The sequence below is a fragment of the Flavobacteriaceae bacterium GSB9 genome (assembly GCA_022749295.1).
In the GTDB taxonomy this organism is placed as follows: Bacteria; Bacteroidota; Bacteroidia; order Flavobacteriales; family Flavobacteriaceae; genus Flavisericum.
Genome location: CP062007.1, coordinates 691,423 through 705,431, shown reverse-complemented (window position 1 = coordinate 705,431; position 14,009 = coordinate 691,423). Strand labels below are relative to the sequence as shown.

The following is a 14,009-nucleotide window of genomic DNA, read 5'->3' as shown; positions in this document are numbered from 1 at the left end:
CTGTTATATAATACACCTCAAAAGTATTACTTTTAGCCTAATAAAAAAACTAAAACTTTCTTTTTATAGTATTCTTATATTGTTAGGCATTTTGCAGAAAAAAAACGACTAAGCCCAATAAGTATTGAAAAATCTATAAACGATTTAAAACATGAAAATCTTTTCAAAAGAACAAATTTATAAAGGCGACCGATTAACTGCCGAAAGACAGCAAATTTCTTCAACAGATTTAATGGAACGTGCCGGCACCCAAATTTTCAATTGGCTACATGCTCGCATGCAGGGTGCCCAGGTGCCCATTCACGTGTTTTGTGGTATAGGTAACAATGGCGGAGACGGTTTGGTACTTGCACGGCATTTGGTAACGCACGGTTATAATGTAAAAACTTATGTTGTTAATTATAGCGATAAGCGCTCCAAGGATTTTTTGATTAATTATGATCACATTAAAAACGTGACCAAAGCATGGCCAATCTTATTAAAAAGTGAAGACGACTTTCCTGAAATAAAACAAGAAGATATTATAGTTGACGGTGTTTTTGGTATTGGATTAAACCGCCCCGTTCATGATTGGGTAAAAGCCCTTTTTGTTCATTTTAGAAAAACGAAGGCTTTTACGCTGTCCATAGATATTCCTTCTGGGCTGTTTACAGACAAGCCTGTTGAAGACGAAGATGCTGTGGTTTGGGCCGGATTTACATTAAGTTTTGCTTCGCCCAAATTGGTATTCTTTTTACCTGAAACAGCCAAGTATTCGGTGCAATGGGCGGTATTGGATATTGGTTTGGATCAAGAATTTTTGCATACTACCGAAACAGAAGCCGAACTTATTGGAAAACATGAAATATTGCCCAATTACATGCCTCGCGAAAAATTTGCCCACAAAGGGCAATTTGGTCATGCTTTGGTTATTGGTGGTAGCTTCGGAAAAATAGGAGCGGTAAATTTGGCCTCTCGGGCCACACTATCTGCTGGCGCCGGTTTAGTTTCTGCTTATGTGCCAAAATGTGGCTATGTGCCTTTGCAAACAGCTTTCCCTGAAGCTATGGTGGTTACCGATATCGATGAAAACATTATTACCAAAATTAAATTCGATATCGACCCTAACGTAATCGCTTTTGGTATTGGGGTTGGTGTTGACCCTAAAACAGAGAAGGCTTTTAAAAACTTTTTAAAGAACAATAACTCGCCATTGGTAATTGATGCCGACGGTCTTAATATTATATCCAATAATAAGGAACTATTAAAGTTGCTGCCAGAAACACCAAGTGTTTTAACGCCGCACCCAAAAGAATTAGAGCGGTTAATAGGAATTTGGAGAGATGATTTTGACAAACTGAAAAGAGTGAAAGACTTTTCGAAAAAACACAATGTAATTGTTGTGATAAAAGGTGCGCACACAATCACTGTTTTTGATGAAAGACTTTATGTGAATACCACCGGGAATCCAGGTATAGCCACAGCTGGAAGTGGCGATGTGTTAACTGGAATCATTACGGGTTTAATCGCCCAAGGGTATCATCCTGTGGTAGCTTCAATCTTTGGAGTCTATTTACATGGACGCTCGGCCGATATCGCTTTAGAAGATTTTGGTTACCAAAGCTTGATTGCCAGCCACATCATTGAGTATTTAGGCGAAGCCTTTCTCGATTTATTTAAACAACCTGAGCAACGACAACAACAAGAAAATCAAGAAAAAACTGAAAAGCAATAAAAAAGGCCGCAATTAAGCGGCTTTTCTTTTAAATATCTAAGGTGCTAAATAATTCTATTAGCTTAGGGTCTGAAGGACGCGGTGCATTTACACTTACAATCTTGCCTTCTGGGTCGAGCAAAATGAAACGCGGGATGCCTTTTATGCCATAATCTTGTACGAATTGCGAATTCCAATCGTTATCTGCAAATAATTGCACACCCTTTAACTCCTTGTCGCTCACCATAGTTTTCCATTTTTCAAAATCTGAAGCTTTATCAATTGAAATACTCACAAACTCAATATTCTTATTATGGTATTGGTTTTCTAGTTTTTTTAGTGCTGGGATTTCTCTAATACATGGTCCGCACCAAGTAGCCCAAACATCAATGTACAGATATTTTCCTTTTAAGTCTTCTAAAGACGTTGTGCCACCTTCATAATTTTTGTAGTTAGTGAACTTAGGCGATGGTTTGCCAACATTAAGCGCTGTTATTTTTTTGTACTTTTCTTCAATGATTTTATTGTTTTCCGTATTGGTAGAATTTTCAGAAAATACTTTGTAAAACGTATCAACATACGAGGTGCGGGAGATAGCTATATTAGCAAAATCAAAAAGCAATCCATTTTTTATTGTTTGGTTTTCAACGTTTGAAACCAATTTTAAATAGGCCAAATCCATTGGTGAATTTTCTGCTCTTGCAAGACTATCGGCCGTCTTTTTATAATATTGCGATACTAAAAATTTATAGTGACTCGAAAATTCGAAATCTTCCTCGTTGTTATAATCGAGTGTATTCAATTCGTTTAAAAGGTCGTTTGAGGCTTTAAAATTAGGCTTTCGGGCTAACTCTTTATGTGCTTGTTCATAAACAGCAATTTGTCTTAAATAGGTATAATGGATATTTCTTTTTTCTTTTTCGATGTAACTTTTGGGTATATTATCGTAATCTTTTAGAAGCGTTTCAATTTCGTTTTTCATCGAATTGATTTTGCTTTTGAACTCAGCCTCATCAAGCGCATAAGTAATTCGAGCGTTACCAAATAATTTCTGCTCCAGTTTTCTTTTTTCGGCCAAATAATTACTGATTGCTGCGCCATTTCCAGAAATTTTCAATGAATTCACGAAGTTTTGTGCGTCATAATTAATATTCAGTTCGTAGCCTGGTTCAATATGAAGAAATACAGGGTTTTTTCCGTCAAAAAGCACATAATTGTTTTGGTTGGTTTTTAAGGTGTCTTTAAAACTGCCATCTTCTGATATATTAACCACTTCGCTAAAACTTTGATCGTAGGTATTGATTGTGAGTTCGTTGGGAAGTCTATTGGTTATTTTTCCTGAAATTACGGCGTAATCGGGTTTTGTTTGTTCTTTACAACTTAATACAGATATGGCTAGGGCCAAAAAAACTAATCTTCTCATTATTCGCTTTTAATTTTCGGTAAAAGTAAATAATAATGAAAGCAATTTTTAATTTTTAACAATAGTTTAGAGCAAACATTACTATCGTTTAGTGCGAAGCATATGCTGCTTGCTTTTAGTTAAGAACTACTTTGATAAGTTTCGTAGCATTATCGGTATTAACTTTTGTAATGTAAGCACCAACAGCCAGACGGTCGGTGTCAATTTCAATATTTTTTTGGTTGGTGTTTTTATGCATAAGTTTTTTTCCTGAGGTATCGTAAAGGTCAATACTCTTTATGTTTATAGAAGACTTAAAATGTAAAGCTTTAGTACTGTGGTTTTGCCAATATTTAAGTCCGTTTAAAGCAATATCTTCTAAGCCCAAAACGGTTTCAGCTTCAACTAAAACATCATCAATGCTTATAGTGAAACCTTCGTCTGGTACTGCGTTATGGTGCCTAAAAGCTACATACAAATTTGGTTCACCGGCAAATGCAGACAGGTCAATAGTCTGTTCTGTGAGCACGTTAATACCGGTTAAATTATAACTCATATAAGTACCACTTTCTAAGTCATTTGTAGCAGGCGAAGTTGCTATGTAAACCGAGTAGTTTTCATTGTCAAATTCAGTGTCAGGTGCCGCGGCTTTCCACTTTAAAGTAATTGTGCCACTTGCCTTAGATAAATCGATACTAGGAGAAATAGCCCAATTATCTGGAGTTAAGTTGACATCACCATTTAAATCATACGATACGGATGTCAAGACTTCTTCATTTACATTTGGATTAGCCTCAAATTGAGCGTTCCAATCAAAACCATCGTCAGTGGTTTCGGTATTAGTGATGGTCCAATCAGAAATATCTAAATCATTAAAATTATCAGACCAAACTACTGTTTGGGAATATGCGGCGTGAAAAGCCAAAAAGGAAAGGATAAAAGTAATTTTTTTCATGGTAAACGGGTTAACAAATTATACATGTCTTAATTTACAAATAATAACCATAAGCCATTTTTTTTTTAGATGAACGTTCAAAAATGTATTATGATGTGTTACTTGGTTTTCTAAATTTAATGTTTAATGGTAACAAACTTAAATTTTAAAATTTGTTGTAATCGTTTGTTTTTGAGTGTTTTTGTCCATTTCTTTTTAAAGGCATCCAAAACGTGAAATTAATGGTAGAATAATAAACACATCGCCCTTATGATACAAAAAGCATGTGTGTCGGGAGCGCTAGGCATCAATAAAGAGAAATTAGTGGGAGGTATTAGTGTTTTTCCAAACCCTACTTCCAATAAACTTTTTATTAAAAAGTAGATCAAATATTTCAATCCGTAAATATTACTATCCAAATATTACTGGAGCAAAATACGTAATATTAAAAGCGATAATAGTCTAATACAACCTATCGATTTAAGTAGCTTAATCCTAGGGTATATTTTCGGGAAATGAATACAGAATCACGTGTCCGAACAGATAGAATATTGGTTGCTAGGTATTTGATTTTTAATATTTTACAAAGTGTAAAGCAAAGACTCTATGAGGATGTTTTTTAAAAAATATTGTAATACATCGGTATTTTAAGTCGCACAGCTAAAAAATAAAAATTGACATTAAAATCTTTTCTTTAATCCAAAATATTTACTACTTTTAGGGAAAGCCAAACAAATTTAAAAAAACTAACGAACACAATTTATAATATTCTTTCCACGAGAATCATTTAGTTAATAGCACATTAAAATGATTAAAGCATTTGATTAATAGCAATTATTGAATGCCCAATTCTTCTATAGTACTTACGTACCTTGTAGTGTGTGTTTTATTGAAAAATAAAATATAAACACTCTTTCTATGACTTACTTTATTGTTATGTAAACTCATTTATTAACTTAATTTAAATGCTATGTTTATGTACAAAATTACGAATAACGACTTTATTGACTTGGTCAGTAAATCGTACAAGACATTTGTATTGTGTTGTTTGTCCTTACTCTGTTTCGGACTTTCAACACAATCTTTTTATGCACAGGATGTAGGTTCATCTACGGTTCAGGCCAATTTTGGTGTTGAAGCGGATGTCTATTCAGGGGTATTACAATTTCCGAATGTTGGAAATCCGGTTGATCTACTTCCAGGAGATCCTTCAGGAATTGATGACTGGTTCGAGGGGCCCTCGGGCTTAGGAGTAATCGATGAATTTGGTAGTGCTAATGGCGGTAATCCAGATTCCGATCCTGACGTTCCGAACGATACCGATAATGTTGCGATTGAGCTTAGACAATCGGTATGGAACCTTAATGTGCCAGGACTACCTTTTCCAGTTGTTTTGGGGAATGGAACCCCTTATTTATGGCTGGATGCCGTTTACGGGCGTGATACCTATACATCTGGTGGTAGTGCTGAAACCTCTTATTTTGCAGGAGGAGCGGATAAAAATTCTAATAATCCAGCTAATTGGACTATAGGTACTATGGGAAGTGTGCCTCAAAAAACGGATATTGTGGATGTGTATGCACATTTGCGAGGTACTAATCCGCATGACCCTACAACCAATCCTGGTTTTCCTCTAGATGACAGACCTTTTGATGAACTTTTCGCATATGCAGGTGCTTCATTAGCGGTTACCAACGGTAACAAGCATCTGGATTTCGAATTTTTTCGAGTAGGATTAGAAACGGTTGCAGATCTTAGTAACCCAGCTAAACTCGGCCCTGATGCCGGACGTACCGCCTGGACTTTCGATCCAGACGGAGCTGATAATGCTCCCGGAGGTGGTGACGATGGAGAAATTATGATTCCAGGGACCATTATTGTCTCGGTGGATTATATTAACGGAGGAAATGTGCCTTCTATCAGAATCAGAGTTTGGATGAGCGAAACTACTTTTAATAATTATGATAATACCTGGGATGGCAGACCTTTTAATGTTGACAAAAATGTCGCGTTTGAACAAGAGGGAGACTCAGGTGAATTTGGTTACGCCGCTATTAACCCTAAAGATCCAACTGTCACTAATATGTGGGGTAGAGCTAATGATAATTTTGTTGATGCAGCTGGATCTACCACATTAGGACCACCATGGGGTACCTTTGAAGGATCTGGACCAGATTGGGTTACAGATTATGAACGCTATCAATTTGTTGAAATCGGTCTAAATTTGACGGCTTTTGGATTAGACAGAAGAGGGGTTCAAGATCCTTGTTCTAATATATTAGGTAGTTTATTGGTTAAAACCCGTAGTAGTGGTGGTGGGCCAAATGAGAGTGCCTTTGGTTCTGAGTTAAAAGACTTTGCCGGACCTTATTTGTTCGGATTTCTTGGTGGACCACCGGAAATTGCTGCAGATCCGCTAACATCTTGTGAAGATGGCGATGATCAACATGCATTTGACTTGACAACAGCTATTGATGAAGCGAATAGTACACCAGAACCTGATACGACAAGAACATTTCATGAAAGTGAGGCTGACGCAGATAATCTTATGAGTTCAGGTATTGGTACTCCAGGAAGTTATAGTGTGTCCGTTGGTGACAGTCCAAAAACAATTTGGATACGTAGTGTTCGTACTGGTAGCCAATGTTATAGTAAAACTTCTTTTACCGTTACTGTTTATGACCAGCCAACAGCGGGAACAGGTCAAGATGATTCTTATTGTGAGACCGAAGATGTTTCAAATGTAGATCTGTTTGCTTTATTGACAGGTGAAGATGCAGGAGGTCAGTGGACTGATGCCAATGGCAACGTAAGCAGCCCAATCGATTTGAGTGGTTATGCATTGGATACCACCCATACGTTTACTTATACAGTAGGGGCAAACGGTGATTGTCCAGGTGACAATGAGTCTGTGGATATCATTATTTACAGCCAGCCAACAGCGGGAACAAGTCAAGATGATTCCTATTGTGAGACCGAAGATGTTTCAAATGTAGATCTGTTTGCTTTATTGACAGGAGAAGATGCAGGAGGTCAGTGGACTGATGCCAATGGCAACGTAAGCAGCCCAATCGATTTGAGTGCTTATGCGTTGGATACCACCCACACGTTCACGTATACAGTAGGGGCTAACGGTGATTGTCCAGGTGACAATGAGTCTGTGGATATCATTATTTACAGCCAGCCAACAGCCGGAACAGGCCAAGATGATTCTTATTGTGAGACCGAAGATGTTTCAAATGTAGATCTGTTTGCTTTATTGACAGGAGAAGATGCAGGAGGTCAGTGGACTGATGCCAATGGCAATGTAAGCAGCCCAATCGATTTGAGTGCTTATGCGTTGGATACCACCCACACGTTCACGTATACAGTAGGGGCAAACGGTGATTGTCCAGGTGATAATGAATCTGTAGATATCATTATTTACAGCCAGCCAACAGCCGGAACAGGCCAAGATGATTCTTATTGTGAGACCGAAGATGTTTCAAATGTAGATCTGTTTGCTTTATTGACAGGAGAAGATGCAGGAGGTCAGTGGACTGATGCCAATGGCAATGTAAGCAGCCCAATCGATTTGAGTGCTTATGCGTTGGATACCACCCACACGTTCACGTATACAGTAGGGGCAAACGGTGATTGTCCAGGTGATAATGAATCTGTAGATATCATTATTTACAGCCAGCCAACAGCCGGAACAGGCCAAGATGATTCTTATTGTGAGACCGAAGATGTTTCAAATGTAGATCTGTTTGCTTTATTGACAGGAGAAGATGCAGGAGGTCAGTGGACTGATGCCAATGGCAATGTAAGCAGCCCAATCGATTTGAGTGCTTATGCGTTGGATACCACCCACACGTTCACGTATACAGTAGGGGCAAACGGTGATTGTCCAGGTGATAATGAATCTGTAGATATCATTATTTACAGCCAGCCAACAGCCGGAGCAGGTCAAGATGATTCTTATTGTGAGACCGAAGATGTTTCAAATGTAGATCTGTTTGCTTTATTGACAGGAGAAGATGCAGGAGGCCAATGGACTTATATGGGCGGCAATGTAAATAGCCCAATCGACTTGAGTGCTTATGCATTGGATACTACCCACACGTTCACTTATACAGTGGGAGCCAATGGCGACTGTCCAGGCGATGATGAGTCAGTGGATATCATAATATACGGTGATCCAACAGCCGGAACAGGTCAAGATGATTCTTATTGTGAGACCGAAGATGTTTCAAATGTAGATCTGTTTGCTTTATTGACAGGAGAAGATGCAGGAGGTCAGTGGACTGATGCCAATGGTAACGTAAGCAGCCCAATCGATTTGAGTGCTTATGCATTGGATACTACCCACACGTTCACGTATACAGTGGGAGGCAACGGCGATTGTCCAGGCGATGATGAGTCAGTAGATATCATCATCTATAGCCAGCCAACAGCCGGAACAGGTCAAGATGATTCTTACTGTGAGACCGAAGATGTTTCAAATGTAGATCTGTTTGCTTTATTGACAGGAGAAGATGCAGGAGGTCAGTGGACTGATGCCAATGGTAACGTAAGCAGCCCAATCGATTTGAGTGCTTATGCGTTGGATACCACCCACACGTTCACGTATACAGTAGGGGCAAACGGTGATTGTCCAGGTGATAATGAATCTGTAGATATCATTATTTACAGCCAGCCAACAGCCGGAACAGGTCAAGATGATTCTTACTGTGAGACCGAAGATGTTTCAAATGTAGATCTGTTTGCTTTATTGACAGGAGAAGATGCAGGAGGTCAGTGGACTGATGCCAATGGCAATGTAAGCAGCCCAATCGATTTGAGTGCTTATGCGTTGGATACCACCCACACGTTCACGTATACAGTAGGGGCAAACGGTGATTGTCCAGGTGATAATGAATCTGTAGATATCATTATTTACAGCCAGCCAACAGCCGGAACAGGCCAAGATGATTCTTACTGTGAGACCGAAGATGTTTCAAATGTAGATCTGTTTGCTTTATTGACAGGAGAAGATGCAGGAGGTCAGTGGACTGATGCCAATGGCAATGTAAGCAGCCCAATCGATTTGAGTGCTTATGCGTTGGATACCACCCACACGTTCACGTATACAGTAGGGGCAAACGGTGATTGTCCAGGTGATAATGAATCTGTAGATATCATTATTTACAGCCAGCCAACAGCCGGAACAGGTCAAGATGATTCTTACTGTGAGACCGAAGATGTTTCAAATGTAGATCTGTTTGCTTTATTGACAGGAGAAGATGCAGGAGGTCAGTGGACTGATGCCAATGGCAATGTAAGCAGCCCAATCGATTTGAGTGCTTATGCGTTGGATACCACCCACACGTTCACGTATACAGTAGGGGCAAACGGTGATTGTCCAGGTGATAATGAATCTGTAGATATCATTATTTACAGCCAGCCAACAGCCGGAACAGGTCAAGATGATTCTTACTGTGAGACCGAAGATGTTTCAAATGTAGATCTGTTTGCTTTATTGACAGGAGAAGATGCAGGAGGTCAGTGGACTGATGCCAATGGCAATGTAAGCAGCCCAATCGATTTGAGTGCTTATGCGTTGGATACCACCCACACGTTCACGTATACAGTAGGGGCAAACGGTGATTGTCCAGGTGATAATGAATCTGTAGATATCATTATTTACAGCCAGCCAACAGCAGGAACAGGTCAAGATGATGCATATTGTGAGTCAGATTCAGGATTATCATCTGTTGATTTAGATGCTTTATTAAGTGGTGAAGATGCAGGAGGCCAATGGACTTATATGGGTGGCAACGTAAGTAGCCCGATTGACTTGGGTGCTTATGCCACAGGAGATCATACATTTACTTATACAGTAGCTGCTAATGGTGATTGTCCAGCTGATGACGAGGATGTGGTAATTACTATTAACCCTAATCCAGGGTGTACCGCAGCCAATTCATCTGAAGGTCTTGAACTTGGTTTATGTCTTGGTCAAACACTAGGTCTTAGTGTAACACCAGCAGATACTAATTTATATACCTATCAATGGACTAGTAATGGTAGTGCTATAATTACTAATGCTGATATGCCAAATGCCACTGCAGATAATGTGGCCGATGGTGAAGTGTTTACAGTAAGAATAACATCTAAAACTGCTCCAACATTTTGTTATTCAGAATGTACAACAACAGCGAGATACTACGATTGTGCACCTAATTGTGAAACAGCCTTTGGTGTAGAAACTATGGGACCTGATAATGATGGTTTTTATAGTGTAAATCCAGATGTTAGTAGTTGTTTCCGAAATGATGGCTTTAGACGTTGGGGTTGGACCAACAAAATCACAGAAGAAGGAACTTATGAATTTGAATTATTTAGAGGAGCCGGACGTTGTGACTTAAGTAAGGGTACGCATGTTGGTTGGGTAAGACTTTATTATGGTGAAGGATTAGCTGAACCAGGAGAAGTGGTAGTGGAATACGACTTATTTGGTGATGGTGAAACCTTTGTGATTTCAGAAGCCCATGTTTGGGTTGGCTGTGATCCTTATCCAAAGACTAAAAGTGGAGCCTATACAGTGGCACCTGGACAATACAGTTTTAATTCAGGTGATTTAGGCTATGTTGATGATAAATTAATCACTCCGCCAATTCAAGCTTCAGGTGATTTCTATTTCATAGCTCATGCCGTAGTATGTGATTATGATGTGCCTAACGGAGCAGAGTTACCTGGCTTAGCGAACACCTATGAATTCGATATGCCTAATGCTCCATTTAATGAAGCTGAGTGTAATGTTAATACAGATGGATGGGGTAAAAGCAGTGGAGATAAAGTAAGTTTTACGGCTTACCCAGTACCATTTGAAAATGAAGTGAACGTTGGTTATAAATTTGAGTATGATACCAATGTAAAAATCGATGTATACGATATTAAAGGGGCTTTAATAAGACAAGCTGAAAATAACAGTTATATTAAAGGAACTTATGATACGACCACCATTGATTTATCAAGAACAGATGATCAATTATACTTCATCAAGTTGAGTACTAGTAAAGAAATACTTGTTAAGAAAATTGTATCCTCAACAGAACAATGATCATATCATTGTATAGTTTACCTATTATAAAAGAGGGCAGCTTAGGTTGCCCTCTTTTTTATATGAATAAATTAAGTGATATATACTACTTATAATTGTTCCATAAGCCTATTTGATGGTGTCCTAATTTTAAAATTCAAAATACACCATTTTTAAGGGATGTGATGATAACAGATCATCAATTTTTTTTGCCATATATCTTCATTATATGTATTTACCATAATAATGTAATATATTTATGATAAGCCACTTAACCTTTTGATGATGAAAAAAATCTATCTTTTAACACTTATCTTTTTTTTAGCAAAAAACATATACGCTCAAAATTGTAATAGTAATACAACAAATGTACCCAGTTATACGGCTAAAAACACGGAAGATGTGGAGTTGGTAACTGGCTCCATCTTTGCCGGAGAATATGTAACGGTGACCAACATTTTAGAAGAAAAATATACGTTTACGTCCGAGTATCTTAACAACAACGATTTCATAACGATAAGAAACGCTTCTGGAAGTGAGGTTTTGGCCGAAAGTGTTTCACCTTTAACTTATACCTTCCAGTCAGCTGATATTCCCACGGGAGAAATTCGGGTAATCATTCATTTAAGCAATAGCTGTGATAGTGACAGTAATACGCATACCGTTAATTTACAAAAGGTACCAACTTGCTACAAACCCGAAGCCCCAAGGGTAAGCTACTTGTCCAACACAAAGTTGGATTTTTATTGGAACGCGCCAAGTACCGGGCCAAGCCCTTCAGATTACGATTGGGAAATTGGTAAAACTGGATTTACTCCTGGAACAAACGACCACGTGGTTAAAGGATCGACGGGAGGGGTATTGGAGGCTTCCTCAGGTGAAAATGCATTGATGGCAAACACCACTTATCAGGTGGCTATCCACTCCAATTGTGGATCGGGAGATTATAGCAACTTTTTAATTTCACCAAATATAACAACATTATCAGCAGACCCGCCGCCTAATGATTTTTGTAGTGGGGCCATAGCCATAATTGAGGAAACTGGTGTTGCTGACGCAACTTCGGCAACCGAAATTGTTGGGTCTGTTTTAGGAGGAGCAGGAACTGATATTGGTGCCGAGACGTGTAATGTTAAAAATGCTAATGCCCGTGATGATGTCTGGTACTGGTTTTTGGCTCAAACAACCGATATAAATATTACCTTGGAACCCTTATTTGATGGCAGGTTAAGTTTATTTTCGGGTGATTGCAATGGACTAACATTTTTGGATTGTAGTGATAATAATGGTGGACTTTCCCCAACTACCGAAGCGATTAACTTTAATAATTTAACCATTGGCCAAACCTATTATTTTAGGGTATATTCACAAGGGTTTTCTGCTACTAATCCTGACTTTATAGTAAAATTGTGGTCTAGTACTGAAACTACTGATGCTGATGGCGATGGTTATGGTAATAATCCTGCTGTTGATTGTAATGATGGTAATGCATCCATTTTCCCTGGAGCTGAAGAAATATGTGACGGGTTAGATAATAATTGTGATGGACAGGTTGATGAAGGACTTAGCTTTACAACCTATTACGCCGATAGTGATGGTGATGGTTTTGGAAATCCTAATGTGTTAGAGTTTGTCTGTGATGGCCCCTTACCAGGATATGTGATAAACAATACAGACTGCGATGATGATGATCCTGATGTGAATCCGGGTGCAACAGAAATACCTGATAATGGTAAAGATGATGATTGTAATCCTTCAACTTTGGATAGCTCGGCTGATGTGGATGATGATGGTGATGGTTTTTCGGAAAATCAGGGTGACTGTGACGACACTAAAAATTATATTTACCCTGGAGCGACAGAAGTACCGGATAACAATATAGACGAAGACTGTGATGGTAGTGATATTAAAACCTGGTATCGAGATGCTGATGATGACGGCTATGGCGATATAAACCAAACCACACTTGCTAATACCAAGCCTAATGGCTATGTGGCAAATAGTGCAGATTGTAATGATAATACAAATGCGGTTAACCCAGGCGCTACCGAAGTGGTAGCCAATGGTATTGATGAAAATTGTGATGGTTTATACCAGTGGTATCAGGATAATGATGACGATAATTATGGCTCATTAACCATTATTCAGTCGGATAACAGCAGTCCGGGCTTAGGTGAATCAGACAATGCCTTAGATTGTAATGATAGTAATGCATCCATAAACCCTGAAGCAACAGATATTGTAGCTAATGGTATTGACGAAAACTGTGATGGATTATATCAGTGGTATCTGGATAGTGATGAAGACGGTTATGGTTCATCAACTATAGTAGAGTCAGTTAATAGTAGTCCGGGTTCTGGTGAGTCTAATAATAATTCTGATTGTAATGATGGAAATGATACCATATATCCAGGAGCACCAGAAATCTGTGATGGATTAGATAACGATTGTGCAGATGGCATACCTAATAGCGAGGTAGACAGTGATTCTGATGGGGTATTGGATTGTGAGGATAACTGTCCGGAGGTTTCTAATCCTGGACAAGAAGATAGTAATGGAAATGGTATTGGTGATGCTTGTGAAAGTCTATCGGTACAAACATCATCATTATTGAAAAACATTTTAATAGAGCCAAACCCATTCAAATCAAGTTTTAATTTGCACGTACAACAAAAACCAAATAACCAGAAAATCGGTATAACATTATTCGATTTAAACGGACGTTTAATTTATAACAATAACCATACTAATAACAATGGCGTTATAAGAATCAATTATTTTACGCATTTACAAAAAGGAATATACTTCTTAAAAATTTCATCTCATTCTGAATTTACGATTAAGCAAATTATTAAGCTTTAGAACTATTTAGATCTTAAAACTAAATTACAAAATCTAGATAAGTTTTGTCATAAGA

5 protein-coding genes are annotated in these 14,009 nt (G+C 38.4%); 3 read left to right on the top strand and 2 right to left on the bottom strand.

Annotated elements, in window-relative coordinates; translation table 11 throughout:
* Nucleotides 1-151: 151 nt before the first annotated feature.
* Nucleotides 152-1,714 (top strand): NAD(P)H-hydrate dehydratase, encoded by a 1,563-nt coding sequence (locus tag GSB9_00620; GenBank protein UKM64073.1) that lies wholly within the window; start codon nt 152-154, stop codon nt 1,712-1,714.
* Nucleotides 1,715-1,742: 28 nt separating this feature from the next.
* Here GSB9_00620 and GSB9_00619 read toward each other — a convergent pair whose 3' ends face one another.
* Together GSB9_00619 and GSB9_00618 are read right to left on the bottom strand one after the other, a co-directional pair.
* Nucleotides 1,743-3,116 (bottom strand): TlpA family protein disulfide reductase, encoded by a 1,374-nt coding sequence (locus GSB9_00619; protein UKM64072.1) that lies wholly within the window; start codon nt 3,114-3,116, stop codon nt 1,743-1,745.
* A gap of 115 nt (nt 3,117-3,231) precedes the next feature.
* Nucleotides 3,232-4,050: a T9SS type A sorting domain-containing protein gene (locus tag GSB9_00618; protein ID UKM64071.1), complete on the bottom strand. Its 819-nt coding sequence runs from the start codon at nt 4,048-4,050 to the stop codon at nt 3,232-3,234.
* Nucleotides 4,051-5,005: 955 nt separating this feature from the next.
* Here GSB9_00618 and GSB9_00615 point away from each other — a divergent pair.
* Nucleotides 5,006-11,113 carry a T9SS type A sorting domain-containing protein gene (locus tag GSB9_00615; GenBank protein ID UKM64068.1) on the top strand — a complete coding sequence of 2,036 codons (6,108 nt, stop codon included), beginning with the start codon at nt 5,006-5,008 and terminating at the stop codon, nt 11,111-11,113.
* A gap of 264 nt (nt 11,114-11,377) precedes the next feature.
* Nucleotides 11,378-13,954 carry a T9SS type A sorting domain-containing protein gene (locus tag GSB9_00614; GenBank protein ID UKM64067.2) on the top strand — a complete coding sequence of 859 codons (2,577 nt, stop codon included), beginning with the start codon at nt 11,378-11,380 and terminating at the stop codon, nt 13,952-13,954.
* The last annotated feature ends 55 nt before the right edge of the window (nt 13,955-14,009 follow it).